The 17,339-nt window shown below is 71.6% G+C and carries 12 protein-coding genes; 5 read left to right on the top strand and 7 right to left on the bottom strand.

Annotated elements, in window-relative coordinates; translation table 11 throughout:
* Nucleotides 1-266 precede the first annotated feature (266 nt).
* Nucleotides 267-4,169 carry an FG-GAP-like repeat-containing protein gene (locus ACPU2J_RS12335; RefSeq protein WP_423833250.1) on the top strand — a complete coding sequence of 1,301 codons (3,903 nt, stop codon included), beginning with the start codon at nucleotides 267-269 and terminating at the stop codon, nucleotides 4,167-4,169.
* A gap of 96 nt (nucleotides 4,170-4,265) precedes the next feature.
* Here ACPU2J_RS12335 and ACPU2J_RS12330 read toward each other — a convergent pair whose 3' ends face one another.
* From ACPU2J_RS12330 to ACPU2J_RS12310, 5 genes are all read right to left on the bottom strand, one after another.
* Nucleotides 4,266-5,546: an acyltransferase family protein gene (locus tag ACPU2J_RS12330; RefSeq protein WP_423833249.1), complete on the bottom strand. Its 1,281-nt coding sequence runs from the start codon at nucleotides 5,544-5,546 to the stop codon at nucleotides 4,266-4,268.
* 190 nt (nucleotides 5,547-5,736) lie between these two features.
* Complete coding sequence (locus ACPU2J_RS12325; RefSeq protein ID WP_423833248.1) at nucleotides 5,737-8,046, bottom strand: hypothetical protein; 2,310 nt, start codon at nucleotides 8,044-8,046, stop codon at nucleotides 5,737-5,739.
* Between the two features lie 221 nt (nucleotides 8,047-8,267).
* Nucleotides 8,268-9,263 (bottom strand): glycosyltransferase family 2 protein, encoded by a 996-nt coding sequence (locus ACPU2J_RS12320; protein WP_361592236.1) that lies wholly within the window; start codon nucleotides 9,261-9,263, stop codon nucleotides 8,268-8,270.
* A 390-nt stretch (nucleotides 9,264-9,653) separates the two neighbouring features.
* Nucleotides 9,654-10,529 carry an acyl-CoA thioesterase II gene (gene tesB, locus ACPU2J_RS12315; protein ID WP_423833247.1) on the bottom strand — a complete coding sequence of 292 codons (876 nt, stop codon included), beginning with the start codon at nucleotides 10,527-10,529 and terminating at the stop codon, nucleotides 9,654-9,656.
* 5 nt (nucleotides 10,530-10,534) lie between these two features.
* Entirely contained in the window at nucleotides 10,535-11,692 is a 1,158-nt protein-coding gene (locus tag ACPU2J_RS12310; protein WP_423833246.1) for an acyl-CoA dehydrogenase family protein, read from the bottom strand.
* Nucleotides 11,693-12,145: 453 nt separating this feature from the next.
* Here ACPU2J_RS12310 and ACPU2J_RS12305 point away from each other — a divergent pair, with 453 nt between their 5' ends.
* A complete protein-coding gene (locus ACPU2J_RS12305; protein WP_420080739.1) occupies nucleotides 12,146-12,340 on the top strand; it encodes a hypothetical protein in 195 nt (64 codons plus the stop codon).
* Complete coding sequence (locus ACPU2J_RS12300; RefSeq protein WP_423833245.1) at nucleotides 12,310-12,597, top strand: hypothetical protein; 288 nt, start codon at nucleotides 12,310-12,312, stop codon at nucleotides 12,595-12,597. Before ACPU2J_RS12305 ends, ACPU2J_RS12300 begins: the two co-directional genes overlap by 31 nt.
* Before the next feature lie 24 nt (nucleotides 12,598-12,621).
* On the opposite strand, the gene ACPU2J_RS12295 is transcribed toward ACPU2J_RS12300, so the two are convergent.
* Nucleotides 12,622-14,118 carry a helix-turn-helix domain-containing protein gene (locus tag ACPU2J_RS12295; protein ID WP_423833244.1) on the bottom strand — a complete coding sequence of 499 codons (1,497 nt, stop codon included), beginning with the start codon at nucleotides 14,116-14,118 and terminating at the stop codon, nucleotides 12,622-12,624.
* A 116-nt stretch (nucleotides 14,119-14,234) separates the two neighbouring features.
* Between ACPU2J_RS12295 and speB the strand changes: the two genes are divergently transcribed.
* Both speB and ACPU2J_RS12285 read left to right on the top strand, forming a co-directional pair.
* A complete protein-coding gene (speB, locus tag ACPU2J_RS12290) occupies nucleotides 14,235-15,197 on the top strand; it encodes an agmatinase (RefSeq protein ID WP_030655465.1) in 963 nt (320 codons plus the stop codon).
* A gap of 18 nt (nucleotides 15,198-15,215) precedes the next feature.
* Nucleotides 15,216-16,901 carry a thiamine pyrophosphate-binding protein gene (locus ACPU2J_RS12285; protein WP_399822556.1) on the top strand — a complete coding sequence of 562 codons (1,686 nt, stop codon included), beginning with the start codon at nucleotides 15,216-15,218 and terminating at the stop codon, nucleotides 16,899-16,901.
* 34 nt (nucleotides 16,902-16,935) lie between these two features.
* On the opposite strand, the gene ACPU2J_RS12280 is transcribed toward ACPU2J_RS12285, so the two are convergent.
* Nucleotides 16,936-17,154, bottom strand: coding sequence for a hypothetical protein (locus tag ACPU2J_RS12280; RefSeq protein WP_423833243.1), 219 nt, complete (start codon nucleotides 17,152-17,154; stop codon nucleotides 16,936-16,938).
* Nucleotides 17,155-17,339 lie beyond the last annotated feature (185 nt).

Here is a 17,339-nt window from a genome sequence, read left to right as displayed (position 1 = left end):
CAATCGGGCAGCTTTCCTGAAAGCGTCACCAAAAGCGCAGGTCAAACAGGGTGGGTGTCGGTGGAGCCGAGTAGAGTCTCCCGGGAAATCGGACAGATGGAGTTCATGTGAGAAGAAGACAGGGCCTTCCCGGTGTGCCGGGGAGGCGGGGGATTTCCAGGGTCATTTCGATGGCCCTGATAACCGGAATTGCGGCTACCGGTTTGTCGGTGGTGCATCCGCCGTCGACCGCGGCCGCCGCCGTGGATCCGGTGGCCGAGGGATCCATGTCCCCGGAGGATTTCGCGCTTGCCAAGGCGAAGGAGACCGGACAGCCCTACGAGCTGACCTCGGCCCGCACCGAGAACTCGGACACCTGGGCGCTGCCGACGGGCAAGTGGTCGACCAAGAGGCACGGCACGACCGTGCGCGTGCGCCAGGACGGCACCTGGGTGCCCACCGACCCGACGCTGCAGTTCGCGCCGGACGGGAAGGTCAAGCCCAAGGCCTCGGCCGTCGCGATCGCCTTCTCCGGCGGCGGCACCGGTCCGCTGCTGACCGGTGTGCGGAACGGCCGGACCCTGTCGTTCACCTGGCCGCAGGCGCTGCCCAAGCCGACGCTCGCCGGGAACGTGGCCACGTACGCCAACGTGCTCCCCGACGTGGACCTCCAGCTGAAGGCCGAGGTCGAGGGCTTCTCCCAGCTGCTGGTGGTCAAGACGCCCGCGGCCGCGCAGCACCCCGACCTCGCGACGCTCCGGTTCAAGCTCGACACGGTGGGTCTGAACGTCACCAAGGACGCCACGACCGGCCTGCTGACCGCAGCCAACCCGGCGGGTGAGATCGTGTTCACCTCGCCGAATCCCGTGATGTGGGACTCCACCACGACGGGCGTCGCCGCCCAGGCGCCCGCGCGTGCGGCGGCCGTGGCAGGCGCCGATTCGGGGGCGAATCCCGCCCCCGCGGACGCCTTCGTGACGCCGTCCGGTGCCAAGAGTGCCCAGATGCCCACCGCGATCACGGGCGGCAATCTGGAGATCAAGCCCGACCAGGCCCTCCTGAAGGGTGCCACGACCAAGTACCCCGTCTACATCGATCCGTCGGTGGCGTGGGGCGCGCGGCAGAACTGGGCCTGGGCCTACCGCACCTGGGAGAACAACTCCTACTGGAACACCAAGGAGGACGTGCGGGTCGGCTACGAGTCCCAGTCGAACGGGCTGTCGCGGTCCTTCTTCCAGCTGGACACCTCCGCCGTCAAGGGCGTCAAGGTGTCCAAGGCGACGTTCCGGATCAAGGAAACCTGGTCCTGGTCCTGCGTACCCAAGCCTGTCGAACTCTGGACCACCAACGCCATCTCGCCGAAGACCACGTGGAAGTTCCAGCCCGACCGGCGGAGCAGGCTCGACACCGTCAGCGCGGCCAAGGGCAGGCCCGAGTGCGAGGCCGGCAACCTGGAGTTCAACGCCACCGCCGGTGTGCAGGAAGCGGCGTCCAACGGCTGGTCCAGCATGACGGTGGGGCTGTACGCCTCGAACGAGAGCGACGAGTACCACTGGAAGCGGTTCGACCCCAAGACCGTCACGCTGGAGATCGAGTACAACAACCCGCCCAACACGCCCTCCGACCCGGGCATCGCCCCCTGGGTTCCGTGTGAGCAGGGCGGTTCGGTCGGCAACACCGCGATCAGGCTCTACGCGACGGCCTCCGACCGCGACGCCGGAGAGCTGAGCACGGAGTTCCAGCTCTTCAAGGAGGGGCAGAGCAGCCCCGCGCTCACCCAGAACCTCCCCTCCAGCAACGGCAAGTTCGTCACCTGGAGCGTGCCGGACGCCAACCTGCCCGACGGGACCTACACCTGGCGGGCCCGGACGACCGACGGCGACGGTGCCCAGTCGGGCTGGTCGCAGGCCTGCAAGTTCACCGTGGACCGCGCGCGGCCCGCGGACGCACCGAAGATCAGCTCCACCGCCTTCCCCGACGGCACGAACGGCTGGCCCGCCGGCACCGCCAAGGCGCGCACCACGGGCGACTTCACCCTCTCCGTCAACGGTGACAAGGACGTCGTCTGGTACGGCTACTACACCGACTGGGACCCGGAGGTGAAGAGCACCTTCGTCGACCCCGGCGCGGCGTTCACCGCGAAGCTCACCCCGCCCGGCGCAGGCCCCCACTTCGTCTACGCCTTCACCCAGGACCGCGCCGGAAACCGCTCGGACACCGCGGTGTACCGCTTCTACGCGGCGCGCGAGGTTGCGAAGGACGGACCGCACGACGTCAACGGTGACGGCAACCGCGACATCTGGAGCAACGACCTCTTCGGCAGCCTCCTGACCTACACCGGTCAGGGCAACGGCAAGTTCTCCGCGATGATCAGCTCGCCCAAGTCCTTCGCCAACGCCCAGGTCGCCAATCTGGGTGACTGGGACGACGACGGCTACAACGACATGCTGGCCCTCCACCCGAAGCCCGGGGTGTCGGGCAAGAAGCTGTGGGCCTACGGGAACAACGGGCAGGGCGCCGTCATCGGCTCCACCGAGCTGTCCGTTGCGCGGCCCGAGGACAACCACTGGTCCGACGCCGATCAGGTCATCGCGCCCGGAGACCTCGACAAGGACGGCATCCCCGACATCCTCGTCAAGCAGGGTGCCAAGCTCTACGCCTACTTCAACACCCCCGCCGGCCAGCTGGACGACACGCCCCCCGTGCTCGTCGGTGGCACCGACTGGGCCAAGTACACGGTCATCGCCCCCGGAGACCTCAACAAGGACACCGTCCCTGACCTGCTCCTGCGGGACAACGCCACCGGTGACGTCCTGAGCAGTCTCGGGCGCAGGAGCCCGGACCCGAGGCACACGGTCGACCTGGCCACCTGGGGCACCCTGACGCCCGCCAAGGTGCACTCCGGCCTCCCGCTGGGGAGCTACCCGCAGATCGGCTCGGCCGGTGACCTGAACGGTGACGGGGTCGTCGACCTGTGGGCCCGCCAGGCGGACAACACCATGGTGGCCTGGCCCGGCAAGCTCAGCGGCGACGGTGCCACCGTCGGCTCCTTCGGCGCGCAGTTCCAGATCGACGGGGTCCCGGGCGCCCGGATTCCGGCCGGCACCACTCTCGCCTCGGGCCAGGAGTACTCGAGCGGCAACGCCAAGCTGCTGATGAAGTCCGACGGCAACCTGGTCCTCCTCAGCAAGACCGGCAAGCAGCTCTGGGCCACCGGTACCGCCGGGAAGCCGGGGGCCACGGCCCGGATGCAGAGCGACGGCAGCTTCGTCGTCCTCAGCGCCGACGCGAAGACCACCCTGTGGACCAGCGGGACCAAGACCCCGGGCTCGTACGCGATGCTCCAGCCCCGCGGCGTGCTCGTCGTCTACACCGCCACCGGGCAGAGCCTGTGGACCAGCGGCAGCCAGAGCCGGCCCGACTACAACGCCGACGGCTACACCGACGTGGTGGCGCGTGACGCCAACGGGCACCTCTGGATCTACCCGGGCACCGGCGGTTCCGGAACCGGCACGCTGGGCCCGCGGTACCTCGCCGGCAACGGCTGGTGGCGCGACCACTGGACGAACGTGTACTCCGCCGACCTCAACAACGACGGGTACACCGACATCATCGGCCGCGACCGGTTCGGCGACCTGTACCTGTACCCGGGCACGGGCAGGTCGGGCACCGAGACGGTGGGCAACCCGGTCCTGATCGGCACGGGCTGGAACACCTACGCCGACCTGGTCTTCGGAGACGTGAACGGTGACGGCCGCACCGACCTCGTCGCCCGCGGCGCCGACGGCAACCTGTGGATCTACCCCCACAAGGGCGGCACCGGAACCGGAATGCTCGACAACCGGTCCTTCCTCGGCAACGGCTGGTGGCCGGACGACTGGCGCGTGCTCCGGCTCGCCGACTTCAACGACGACCAGAAGATCGACATCGTCGCGCAGCGCAAGACCGGCCAGCTCTACCTCTACGCCAACGCCGGCAACGGCACCGGAGGCTCCGTGAACTTCGCCGGCCCGAGCGTCATCGGCGAGGGCTGGTGGGTCGACGAATGGACCCCCTTCATCAGTGACCTCAACGCCGACGGCAAGGCGGAGCAGGTCGGTGTGACCCGCACCGGGGACTTCTTCGACTACCTTCCCGAGGGCCGAACCCTGCTCGGCGTCGGCTGGGTCGGACTCGACACAGTCCTCTGATCACTGTGAACACGTGAAAGGGTGAGATCCCGGAGGGATCTCACCCTTTCATCGTTTCCAGCATGAACGCGGCGCTGGTGGTCACGCCCCGACCCGTCAGGCGCGGACGGGGGTGGCCTTGTCCCGCTCGTCCGCCTCGACGACCGGGTCCAGCAGCGCCGGACCCTGAGCCGCCTGGGACTGCCCCGCGTTCCCCGGCCGCCGGGCTCCGCCTCGGCGGCCGCCCAGGTCCTTCAGGCGCATCGCGGGCTTCTCCACGCAGTGCCAGGAGAACACTGCCAGCAGCACCGTCACCGCCAGGCTCAGCCCCAGGTAGGGCAGCAGGCCCCAGCGGGCGAAGCCCAGAACGACCAGCGCCTGCTCGACCACGAAGCCGTAGATGTAGATGCCGTACGAGTAGTCGTTGCGCGCGCCGACCCGGCGGAAGGGCGCCGGGAGGCGGATCGCCAGCCACACCAGGAAGTACGCGAAGGCCGGCAGGCCCACGGCGAAGAGGTAGCCGTAGTGCGCGCTGAGCACGAGCACCAGCAGGGAGGCCCAGCCGAGCAGGTCGCTGACGGGGATCCGCTCGCGGTACAGCTCGATGACCGTTCCGAGAGCGAAGGCGAATCCGAGGTAGATGACGAGGACCGGATTCGTGAAGCCCAGGACCGGGATGTCGACCGGGTGGAAGTAGGTGGCGTCGAAGGCCCCCGCCCAGAAGCGGTCGCCGACGGCCGGACTGATGACGAGCCACCCCAGGAGGCCGGCGATCAGCAACACGGCACGGCGGGCGCGTGCCAGGACACCCGTCACGGCCAGCAGGGCCACACCCGCGTAGCAGAGGACCTCGTAGTACAGCGACCAGAGGGCCCCGTCGATGCTCCGGTCGTGAGCGAAGCCCTTGCTCAGGGCGTCGGACATCACGTTCGAGACGTCGTTCTGGTTGACCTGGATCGCGCTGTTGGAGCGCAGGTATTCCAGCGGCCCCCAGGCGTGTCCCCAGAATCCGTCCAGCGTGCCGTGGAGTTTCCAGTACAGGACCGGTGCGGCGGCGAATGCCGTCAGGAACAGGCAGACCCACAGTCCGGGCAAGAGGCGCAGTGCCCGGTGCCACAGGAATCGCCCCAGTCCCAGGCGTATACCGCTGCGCGTGACGAGGATTCCCGAGAGGATGAAGAACCCGTAGACCGACCACTTTCCGAGGTCGGCCTGACCTTGCGTGAACGAGTGGCCGAATTCGGTCTTTCCGAAGCCCAGCACGCGCGCGTGGGAGACGACGACGGCCGTCGCCAGAATCAGCCGGATGAATCCGAGGCTGTTGTTCCGGCCGGTCAGCAGCTCGGCGACGGTGCCGTGGGACCACCGCCCCGACCACCGAGAAGTGCGGTTGTCCACGTGGTGCTCGTCCCCGAGATCAAATAGGCAAGGCTGACAGGACGGAGCACTCCACACCCATCAGATCAGCACGAGTGTACGGTTGCGCCACCACGCGCACCAAACCACCCGGGCGGCATGGAAAGGCCCCGGGCCCGGGACATGACGCCCGTGGTCCCGGGACCCGAGTCCGAAATCATCGGCCTCTGTGTCAGGACAGCTCGTACACCGCCATCCGGCCGTTGTCGTAGACCTTCTTCGAGAGATCGGCCAGCAGCGGAGACTCGGAGCCCGACGGGCGGTGCACCACCACGTAGCGCACGTGGTGCTGTTCGCGGAGACGGTCGAGGATCGCGGCTGTCGGCCGGTAGACGGCGTCCTCGTTGAGCCGGAACAGTTCCTGATCCCAGAAGGGGCCGTTGTAGGCGACCGAGCCACCGGACAGCGCGATGCCCCGCGGCGCGTACGCCCAGCCCTCGATCAGCACCGACCGTTCCGAGTAGGCGCTGAGCCATTGCGAGCGGGTGTTGTCGCACGGTTCCCCGGCGGGTTGCGGGCCCTCGAGCTGCCAGCAATGGCTGTTGGTGCTCAGCACGTCGGACGGTTCGCTGTGGGCGCGGATCCAGCGAGCCGCCTCCACCTGCGAGCCGGGCATGACCCAGGAGTACGACCACAGGGATTCCCGGGACTGCAGGATGTCGTGGAAGAGCCCCGGAGTTCCGGCCGCGAGGGCGGCGGTCAGCAGGACGATCGTGCCGCGGCCGCGCAGCGGGGGCCACACCCGGGAGCCGAGCCACCACAGGGCCGCGCCGCCGAGGGCGGTCAGGACGAGGGCGGCGGCCATGACCAGCGCCGGCAGCAGCAGGGAGTACGACGTGGAAGCGCCGTGCTCATCGCCGACGAGACGCGCGACGTAGGCGGACCAGCGGTCGGAACCGCGGTAGATCCCGTAGGTGAGCGCGGCGGACCAGGCGATGGCGCCGAAGGAGAGTACGGCCTTGCCCCGCACGCCGAGCGAGGCGCGTTCGAACGTCTCGCAGAAACCCCACGCCGACAGCATGGCGCCGAAGTTCAGGGCGGCAAGAGTGAAGTAGCTGGAGTTGTAGCCCTTGATCGCGAGAAAGGCGCAGGGCCCCGCCACGGAAGCCCCCAGCAGGAACCACTGCACGGGCTCCAGACGGAAGCGTCGCTTCGAGATCAGCGGGATCGCGCCGAGCAGTTTCAGCTGGTGGTTGAGCAGGAAGGCGACCAGGGTGCCGACGACCACGACCGCCTGGAACGCCGGCGAGCGCAGCTGTTCCGGATCGGCCCAGTAGGTCTCCACGTTGGCGAACGGAATGATCTCGAGGCCGTAGCTCTCGAAGTTGAAGATGGCGGCCGTCGCGAAGAGCTGAGCACCTCCGAGGATCGCGCCCAGGCCGACGACGTGCCAGGGGATCCGCCGGGTGGTGATCAGGAGAACGAAGCCGCACAGAGCCAGCCCTGCGACGGCGACGGGCAGAGTGCTCGCCTTGGCTGCGCTGGAGGCCAGGGCGAAGAACGCGACCAGGACGTAGACCCCACGACCGAGGAGGGGCGGGCTGTCCGGGCTGTCGTCGGCCGGGCTCGCCCCACCGTCTCGGCGGCTCCGGCGCAGCGCGTCGCCGACGACGCCCATCAGGGCTATGAGCAGCGGCTGGCTGTATGCCTGGGAGAGACTGGACCAGGACATGAGCCGGACGGCGTGGGCGCCGAAGGTCCAGGTCGACGCGGGGTTGGGGTAGGCGGCGGTGAACTCGGACACCGCGAAGACCAGCAGCGCGGCAACGGGGCCGGCCCAGGCCCGCCCGATGAGTCGATGGGCCACCACGGCCGTGATGACCATGGCGAGCGCCGCAAGCGCGGGGACCATGAGCCTGGACTCGATGACCGCCAGATCGACGTGACCGACCATGTCGGTCATCGCCATGTGGGCGAAGGTGAACCAGTGGTAGTGCAGCGGCTCCTCCGCGACCTGGGGGAGGGTCAGCGGAACGTTCTGCTTCGCGTTCGCGGCGAGCGAGAGCATGTACGGCATGTCGCCGAACAGCCTGCTGTCCTCCTTGTCCGGAAGGACCGGGTACAGGGAGAGGAACGTCTGGTGGAAGTAGACGCTGGTGAGCATCACCGTGCCGGAAACCGACCAGGACCAGCCCAGCGAGTGGCGGATGGTGCTGCGCGGACGCCAGTGCCGGCGGAGCCCGGGTACGGCCGCGAAGGGAATCACCACGGCCAGTGGCCACAGGACGGCGAACGGCTGCGCGCCCGTCCTGACGAGGACCGCCCAGGCGGCCAGCTCCAGGGCGAGACCCGTGACGGCGCCGAAGGCCAGGTCCTCGACGAGGGAGTGCGGACGCCGGCGAAGGGCCCGGAAGACCAGCGTGCCGGGAAGGAGGACACCCCAGAGCGCGTAGAAGGTGTACCGGGCGATGTCACTGGCCGGGGTGTTCGTGGCCAGCAGCAGTGCGGCCAGGAAGAGGTACGCGGCGGCGGCCGGCAGCACACGCCAGAACGTGTGCGGTGCGGGCCGGTCGGTTGCCGAGGACGGGGGCGCGCCTTCCCGATTCCGCACCGTCGGGTGCGTTCGTCCGGGTGTTGCGGTTGCTTCTGTTGCCATGTCTCTCGTGTCTCTTCTGCCTGCCGTGCGTCGACTGCTCCCGAGGAGGGCTGCCGGGGCACCCCGGCCCGAGGGGCCGGGGACCACGCCGCGCGCTCGGAGTCCGGTTACTGCCGCGCTGCGACCGCGGTGTCCTCGGCCGAGTCGTAGCCGACGAAGTACGCGGGCCGGGCCTGGACGGCCGAGTAGATCCTGCCGATGTACTCACCGAGCAGACCCACGCATATGAGCTGGACACCGCCGATGAACAGCATGCCGATGAACAGCGAGGACCAGCCGGGCACGGTCGAACCGAACGCGTACTGGAGCGTCGTGTAGATCGCCAGGCAGAAGCAGACCAGGAAGCTGAGCAGGCCGAGCCAGGTGGCGAGCCGCAGCGGGCTGGCGGAGAAGTTGGTGATGCTGTCGAGGGCCAGGCGGACCATCTTGGACAGCGGGTAGTGCGTGCTGCCCGCGACCCGCTCCTCGCGGACGTAGACGACCTCGCCGCTGTTGAAGCCGAGCCACGGCACGAGCAGCCGGTAGACGGGCTGGTGCTCGGGCAGGGACTTGAGCGCGTCGACGGCGGCCCGGCTGAGCAGGCGGAAGTCGCCGGCCTGGTTGGGCATGCTCTTGCCGACGAGCTTGCGCATCAGCCAGTAGTAGACGCCGGCCGTGCGCCGCTTGAAGAAGGTGTCCGTGCCGCGGTCGCTGCGGACGCCGTAGACGATGTCCAGGTCCTTCTCGAGGGCCAGTTCGTACATCTCGACGATCTTCTCAGGGGGATCCTGGAGGTCGGCGTCGATGCTCACGACGTACTTGCCGCGGGCCCGGTGGATGCCGGCGGTCAGCGCGGCCTGATGCCCCGAGTTGCGGGCGAAGCGGACCGTGCGCAGCTCGGGCCAGTCCTGGTGGATCTTCTGCATGATCATCGGAGTGGCGTCGGTGCTGCCGTCGTCGACACCGACGACCTCGTAGTCGATTCCCATGCCGTCGAGGATCGGGCGCAGGCGCGCCACGGTCAGAGGCAGAGCCTCCTGCTCGTTGTAGATGGGGATCACGACGGACAGCGCGGGCGCCGACCAGCCGGCCGCCTCGTGCGCCGGAGGTGCTGCATGCTGCATGGAGGGCTTGCCTTCATTCTCCGAGTGCCAAGACCGTCGGCGGATGCCTGACGATCGCAGTCCCACCCCACTGGCACGGGGCAGAAGACGGGGTCCAGCAGGAATGGGGGCCTTGCCCTCGGCGACCGATCCGATCAGAGGCGACCGCGGCTCCGGCCGAAGGGCCCGCCCCGCCCGGGGTCGCCGTCCACCCGCACCCCTCGGTTGCACGGCAACTCGAGAGACCGGCTCCACCGCCCCCCGAGGGACCCAGACATCGCGACAATCATACATTCGCCCGAATGTGTTCGATGCTCCGGTCGTGGGCGGCAGGCCGGTCCTGCGGCCGGTCCTGCGGCCGTTCCTGCCGTGGGCGACGAGCCCGCGGACCGCCCCTTTCCCGCCGCGGAGTCAGGCGCGCGGGACGCGGACCACGCCCTCCTGGATGACCGTGATCGCCAGTCTGCCGTCCTGGGTGTAGATGCGGGCCTGGCCCAGGCCGCGGCCGCCGTGTGCCGACGGCGAGACCTGGTCGTACAGGAGCCATTCGTCCGCGCGGAACGGCCGGTGGAACCACATCGCGTGGTCCAGCGAGGCGCCGACCACGTCGCCCACCGCCCAGCCGCCCCTGCCGTGCGCGAGGAGCACCGCGTCGAGCAGCGTCATGTCGGAGACGTACGTGGCCAGGCAGGTGTGCAGCAGCGGGTCGTCCGCGAGCTTGCCCTGGGTGCGGAACCAGACCTGGGAGTGCGGTTCGCGGGGTTCGCCCACCGACTCCCAGGGCGGGGTGGTCGCGTACCGCAGGTCCACGGCGCCGCGCGCATCCAGCAGCCGTTCGACGGTGCCCGGGTCGCGGAAGGTCTCGCGGTACGGCGGCAGCGCCTCGGCCGCCGTCGGCAGGGACTCGGGGTCCGGCGCGGGCGGCATCGGGACCTGGTGTTCGAGGCCCTCCTCGTACGTCTGGAAGGACGCGGAGAGGTGGAAGATCGGCTGGCCGTGCTGGACGGCGACCACGCGCCGGGTGGTGAAGGACCGCCCGTCGCGGATCCGGTCCACGGTGTACACGATCGGCGCGCCGGAGTCGCCGGTGCGCAGGAAGTACGAGTGCAGCGAGTGCGGCAGACGGTCCGCGGGCACGGTGCGCCCGGCGGCGACCAGGGCCTGCGCGGCGACCTGGCCGCCGAAGACGCGCGGCACGAGGGAGGTGCGGCTGGTGCCGCGGAAGATGTTCTCCTCGATCTGCTCCAGGTCGAGCAGATCGAGGAGATCCGTCAGTGCCTCGTTCAAGTGGGTTACAGGCCCATCGACTTGGCGATGATCGACTTCATGATCTCGCTGGTGCCGCCGTAGATGCGGTTGACGCGGTTGTCGGCGTACAGGCGGGCGATCGGGTACTCGTTCATGTAGCCGTAGCCGCCGTGCAGCTGGAGGCAGCGGTCGATGACGCGGTGCGCGACCTCGGTGCAGAACAGCTTCGCGGACGCGGCCTCGGCCGGGGTCAGCTCGCCGGCGTCCAGGGCCTCCAGGGCGCGGTCGGCGACGGCCTGGGCGGCGTCCACCTCGGCCTGGCAGGCGGCCAGCTCGAACTTGGTGTTCTGGAAGTGCGCGACGGGCTTGCCGAAGACGGTGCGCTCGGTCACGTACTGCTGGGCGAACCGGACGGCCGCGGCGGCCTGGGCGTAGGCGCCGAAGGCGATGCCCCAGCGCTCGGAGGCCAGGTTGTGGCCGAGGTAGTAGAAGCCCTTGCCCTCCTCGCCGAGCAGGTCCTCGATCGGGACCTTCACGTCGACGAAGGCCAGCTCGGCGGTGTCGGAGGTCTTCAGGCCCAGCTTGTCGAGCTTGCGGCCGATGGAGTAGCCCTCGGACTTGGTGTCCACGGCGAAGAGGGAGATGCCGAAGCGGCGGTCGTCCGCGCTCGGGGCGGAGGTGCGGGCGCAGACGATCACGCGGTCGGCGTGGACGCCGCCGGTGATGAAGGTCTTGGAGCCGTTGAGGACGTAGTGGGTGCCGTCCTCGGAGAGCTTGGCGGTGGTCTTCATGCCCGCGACGTCGGAGCCGGTGCCCGGCTCGGTCATCGCCAGGGCCCACATCTCCTCGCCGGAGACGAACTTCGGCAGGAAGCGCTTCTTCTGCTCGTCGTCGGCGAGCATCTTGATGTACGGCAGGGCGAGCAGCACGTGCACGCCGGAGCCGCCGAAGTTCACGCCCGCGCGGGAGGTCTCCTCGTAGAGGACGGCCTCGAACTTGTGGGTGTCCAGGCCGGCGCCGCCGAACTCCTCGGGGACGTTGATGCCGAAGACGCCGAGCTCGCCGAGCTTGTAGTAGAAGTCGCGCGGCGCCTGGCCGGCGGCGAACCACTCGTCGTAGACGGGGACGACCTCGGCCTCGATGAAGGCGCGGATGGTCTCGCGGAACGCCTCGTGGTCCTCGTTGAAAACGGTGCGGCGCACGGCCGGCTCCCTTCGGTCGCGGCGGTCCGCCGCCTATGGCTAAGCGCTTGCTCAGCCTAAGTTACCCGCCGGTCAATCTGGCTGTCCAGAGCCGGGACGCAGGGGAAAGGGTGGGGTGGCTCACCCTGGGGCCACCCCGAACTCCCCGTCACACCCTCGCCGCGCCCCTCGCCGCGCCCTCCCGGGGGCCTCGCCCCTCGGACTCCTCCTGCCCCCGGGCGGGCCCGAGCGCACCCCCGGCGTGGCCGAAAATGGCCCCTCCACCTCTCGCTCGCCGCCGAGGGGGAACCCGGCGCCCCGCTGGACCTCGCAAAGATCGCCGAACTGGTCCGCGCGCGGCCGCCCGAGCACCGGCGGGCGGCCACGGTCGCCTTCCTCGGCCGCAAGCAGCGGCTCGCCGAGCGCCGCCGGGAGCTGGAGCGGGCCGGGTTCGCCGAGGTCCGCAACCTCCTCATGCCGCGTCTGGTGCGCGCCGGAGCGGTGGACGCGGGCCACGCGCCGGCCGTGCCCCTCACCGACGAGCTCGCGGCCGTCCTCGTGATCCAGGTGGGCCCGGACCTCTCGGCTCCCGTCGGGCAGGAGCAGTTCCGCTCCTGCCGGGTGGACGCGTCCCCGGCGTGGGCCGTGGCCGCGGCCACGGCCACCTGATGCTGTGGGCCGTGGACGGGCCGGAGTTGCACACCTGCGTGACCGCCTACGGGCCGCTCGTGCGGCAGATGTGGGAGGAGGCGCCCGAGGAGTACCGGCTGAGCTCGCGCCTGCTGTGGATCGGGGAGGACGGGATCGAAGCGGTCGGGGTCGAGCCCGCGCCGCCCGGCAGCGGACTGCCGGGCGTGATCACGGGGTCCGCCCGGTTCGTCGAGCTGCTGTCCGCCTTCCGCCCGCCGGACGGCCACCCCGGCTGAGCGCGCCCCCCCCCGCGCCGCCCCTCACCCGGCACCCGCATCCCCGCCGGCACCCACATCCCCCTCCGTACCGGCCGCCGCCGTGCGCAGCGCGAACCACAGCTCCATCCGCACGTCCGGGTCGTCCAGGTCGAGGCCGAGCAGCGCGCCCGCCCGGGCGATCCGCTGGCGAACGGTGTTGCGGTGGACGCCCAGGTCCGCGGCCGTGCGGTCCCAGCTGCCGTGGTGGGCCAGCCAGCCGCGCAGGGTCTCGCGCAGTGCGGGCGGCAGCGGGCCGAGCAGGCCCCGTGCGTGGGCGCGGGCCTCGGCCTCCCCGACCAGGCCCGCGAGACCCGGGTCGGTGTGCCGGGCCAGCGGGGTGCGCGCGGACTCCGCCCGCCCCAGCGCCCGTCCGGCCTGGGCGTCGGCCGCCGCGAGCGCGTCGGCCGGGGCCGGGGCGCTCACCCCGAGCCGCCACCCGGGCTGCGCCTCGGGTTCCCGGTCGGTGAGCAGCCGTACGACGGGCCCGCGCGGGTCCAGCAGTACGGTGCCCAGCGCGGCCGACAGGGCCCGCGGGTCGCCGACGCCGCGGGCGTGCACGGCGTACCAGGGGCCGGGGGCCAGCACCCGGGCGGGATCCCCGTCGAGCAGCAGGCGGGTGAGGGCCGCGGCCTCGTCCCCGGCCGGGCGGGAGGCGGTGAGCAGGGTCAGGAGGACGGCGGCGATGGAGGCGATGGTGTGGTCGCCCGGGGTCCGGCCCGGGAGGGCGAGGGCCAGCACCCGGCCGCCGCCGAGCGCGTACGCGGCGAGGTGTGCGGGGCCGAGGGAGTCCGTGGCGGTGGCGGCGGAGCCCGGAGCCACCCGGCGGGCCAGTGCGCCGACGGCGTCCCGGACCTCGGGGCCGGGCGCGGCCCCGGCCGTGCGCACCGGGTCCTCGGCCGGGCCGGTGGCGGGCGGGGTGAGCAGGGCGGCCCAGCCGCCGAGGCTCGCGGCCAGGCGGGACAGCACGGCGGGGACCGGGTCGGGGCGGGCCGCGGCGGCGGCCAGGGCCTGCTGGGCCTCGGTGACCCGGCGCAGCTCACGGGTGCGGGCCTCCGCCATGAGCCGTCCGACCGTACGGGCGACCGCGGTGAACGGGGTGTCCGGCGGGACCTCGACCAGCGGCAGGCCGTGGCGTTCGCAGGCGTCGGCCAGCCGGGCCGGGACCACCGCGTGGACGGGGGTCACACCGAAGCCGAGCGCGGCCGCGCCGGCGCGGGCGAGTCGGGCCACGTAGGCGTCGGCGCCGTCCTCGGTCAGCTCGGCGCCGGCCGTCAGCAGCAGCTCCCCGCCCAGCAGGTACGGGGAGGGGTCCGCCATCTCGGAGGCGTGCACCCCGTGCAGTTCGGCCGTCGGGGGGCCCGCGAGCCGGCGCAGGCCGAGCGGGCGCTCGGCGAGGAGGCCGCCGAGGAGCACCGGCGGGGTCAGCGGCTCCCCGGCGGGCGCCGTCCCGGCCGGGGCGGGGCCGCCGCCGGGCTCGGGGTCACGGACGGAACCGGGCATGGATACTCCGTACACAAGGGTGGGTCCAGATGGATGAAACGTACACTCCCCAGCCTCCTGCGGCCCGCTTACGCTCGAAGGACCGCACACGTCAGGCCAGAGAAAGAGGCACAGCCATGAGCACGCAGCCGCGCGGACCCGTCGACTCCTCCCGCATCCCGCGCTACGCGGGCCCGGCGACCTTCGCCCGGCTGCCCCGCCTCGACGAGGTCGGCTCCGCCGACGTCGCCGTCGTCGGCGTGCCCTTCGACTCCGGCGTCTCCTACCGCCCCGGCGCCCGCTTCGGCGGCAACGCCATCCGTGAGGCCTCCCGCCTGCTGCGCCCCTACAACCCGGCCCAGGACGCCTCCCCCTTCGCCCTGGCCCAGGTCGCGGACGCCGGCGACATCGCCGTGAACCCCTTCAACATCAACGAGGCCGTGGAGACCGTCGAGGCCGCCGCGGACGAGCTGCTGGGCAACGGCTCCCGCCTGATGACCCTCGGCGGCGACCACACCATCGCCCTGCCGCTGCTGCGCTCCGTCGCCAAGAAGCACGGCCCGGTCGCCCTGCTGCACTTCGACGCGCACCTGGACACCTGGGACACCTACTTCGGCGCCGAGTACACCCACGGCACGCCGTTCCGCCGCGCCGTGGAGGAGGGCATCCTCGACACCGAGGCCCTCTCCCACGTCGGCACCCGCGGCCCGCTCTACGGCAAGCAGGACCTGGACGACGACGCCAAGATGGGCTTCGGCATCGTCACCTCCGCGGACGTCTACCGCCGCGGCGCCGACGAGGTCGCCGACCAGCTGCGCCAGCGCATCGGCGACCGCCCGCTGTACATCTCCATCGACATCGACGTGCTGGACCCGGCGCACGCCCCCGGCACCGGCACCCCGGAGGCGGGCGGCATGACCTCCCGCGAGCTCCTGGAGATCATCCGCGGGCTCTCCTCCTGCAACCTCGTTTCCGCCGACGTGGTCGAGGTCGCCCCGGCGTACGATCACGCCGAGATCACCTCGGTCGCGGCCTCGCACACCGCGTACGAGCTGACCACGATCATGAGCCGCCAGATCGCGGCGGCGAAGGCGAAGTAGGAAGGGCACCACACCCCCGTGACGCACGACCACGACCTGGTACTCCGTCCCACCGAGGCCCAGAAGGCGGCCGCCCTGGCGCCGCCGCCGGGCCGTACGGGCGGGGACCTGGTCGTGGAGACGCTGCGCGGCCTCGGCGCGACCACCGTCTTCGGTCTGCCGGGGCAGCACGCACTGGGCCTCTTCGACGCGGTCGGCCGTTCCGACCTGCGCCTGGTCACCCTGCGCGTGGAGAACAACGCGGGCTTCGCGGCGGACGCCTACGGCCGGATCACCGGCGAGGCCGTGCCGCTGCTGCTGTCGACGGGGCCGGGCGCCCTCACCGCCCTGCCCGCCCTCGCCGAGGCCGCGGCCGCCTCCTCCCCGGTCCTGGCCGTCTCCTCGCAGATCCCGGTCGCGGGCCTCGGCGGCGGGCGCCGCGGCCACCTGCACGAGCTGCGGGACCAGGCCGCGTCCTTCCGGGACGTGGTGAAGTCGGTGCACACCGCCCGCACCCCCTCCCAGATCCCCTCCGTCATCGCCGAGGCCTGGGAATCGGCCCTCACGGTGCCGCCCGGCCCGGTCTGGGTGGAGATCCCGGAGGACGTGCTGCGCGCCGAGACCTTCGTCCCCCAGGTCACCGGCATGGACGCCACCCCGCACGAGCTCGCACCGCGCCCCGAGCTGACCGCGCTCGCCGCGCACTGGCTGGAGAACGCCTCCCGGCCCGTGATCGTCGCGGGCGGCGGAGTCGTCCGCTCCGACGCGGCCGGGAAGCTGAAGCAGCTCGCCGAACGCCTCGACGCCCCCGTCGTCACCACCTTCGGCGGCAAGGGCGCCTTCCCCTGGACGCACCCGCTGTCCCTCCAGTCCTGGCTGGAGGACCGCCACACGACCGACTTCCTGGAGGACGCCGACGTCCTGCTGGTGGTCGGCTCCGGCCTCGGCGAGCTGTCCTCGAACTACCACACGTTCTTCCCCACCGGCCGGGTCGTCCAGATCGAGGCCGACCTCGGCAAGCTGGAGTCCAACCACAGCGCCCTCGGCATCCACGCCGACGCCCGCCTCGCCCTCCAGGCCCTGCTGGAGACGGTCTCCGAACGCTCCGACCCGCAGGCCCCCGAACGGGTCCGGGCCCTCCTCGCGGACGTGGCGGCCCGCCTCGCCGGCCAGGACCTGACCCTGGAGCAGGAGCTGCTGGCCTCCGTGCGCGCCGCCCTCCCGGCCCGCTCCCCGTCCTTCTGGGACATGACGATCCTGTCCTACTGGGCCTGGTCGGCCTTCGACGCCAAGCACCCCAACACGATGCACTCCGCCCAGGGCGCCGGCGGCCTCGGCTACGCCTTCCCCGCGGCCCTGGGCGCGTGCGTCGCCGAGCCGGGCACCCCGGTGCTCGCCGTCTCCGGCGACGGCGGGGCCATGTACTCGATCGCCGAGCTGGCGACGGCCCGGCAGCACGACCTGGACGTCACCTGGCTGATCGTGGACGACGGCGGCTACGGGATCCTGCGCGAGTACATGACCGACGCCTTCGACGGCCGCACCACGGGCACCGAACTGACCCGCCCCGACTTCGCCGCCCTGGCGGAGTCCTTCGGCGTACCGGCGGCGACCACCACCCCGGCCACCCTCCGCGCGGACCTGGCGAAGGCACTGGCCACCCCCGGCCCGTCGGTCCTGGTCCTCCCGGCCACGCTCAGGATGTTCGCCCCCACCCACCTGTGAGGCCCCCGGGGGCCCTCCGTGAGCACGGGGTCCCTCAGGGACGTCCGCGTTCCTCCTCGCGCTCGGGCAGCGCCATCGCGACCACCACGGCGCCCGCCATGGCCGCCGCCAGCCGCAGCCACGGGTTGTCGGTCACCAGCCCCGCGGCCTTCGCCGCGAACAGGGCCGCGCAGAACGGAGCCAGGGCCGCGACGACTGCCGCGACGGCACGGTGCAGGGTGCTGCCGCCCGTGCGGTGTTGGTGGATGGACATGGCGTTCGATCCCTTCGGCCCGCCGACGCGGTCGGCGGTCGGCTGTCCCACCAGCCTCCGCGGCCCCGGCCGCCCCGCCCAGGCCCGGAAATCCGTGGCTTGACACGGCGCCGCACCCCGGGGGGCAGCTCCCCCGCGGCCCCCGGGGGCGCCCTTTCGGCTGCTCCCCGCGTGCGCCGGAGCCG

It is taken from the genome of Streptomyces manipurensis (assembly GCF_049570255.1).
In the GTDB taxonomy this organism is placed as follows: domain Bacteria; phylum Actinomycetota; class Actinomycetes; order Streptomycetales; family Streptomycetaceae; genus Streptomyces; species Streptomyces manipurensis.
Note: the sequence above shows the minus strand (reverse complement) of the source record. Positions and strands in the feature narration are given on the sequence as shown.

Coding starts and splice junctions, on each gene's coding strand:
- ACPU2J_RS12320 (WP_361592236.1), bottom strand. CDS start 9,263: ATGCAGCATGCAGCACCTCCGGCGCACGAGGCGGCCGGCTGGTCGGCG.
- ACPU2J_RS12305 (WP_420080739.1), top strand. CDS start 12,146: ATGCCGCGTCTGGTGCGCGCCGGAGCGGTGGACGCGGGCCACGCGCCG.
- speB (WP_030655465.1), top strand. CDS start 14,235: ATGAGCACGCAGCCGCGCGGACCCGTCGACTCCTCCCGCATCCCGCGC.
- ACPU2J_RS12335 (WP_423833250.1), top strand. CDS start 267: ATGTCCCCGGAGGATTTCGCGCTTGCCAAGGCGAAGGAGACCGGACAG.
- ACPU2J_RS12295 (WP_423833244.1), bottom strand. CDS start 14,118: ATGCCCGGTTCCGTCCGTGACCCCGAGCCCGGCGGCGGCCCCGCCCCG.
- ACPU2J_RS12280 (WP_423833243.1), bottom strand. CDS start 17,154: ATGTCCATCCACCAACACCGCACGGGCGGCAGCACCCTGCACCGTGCC.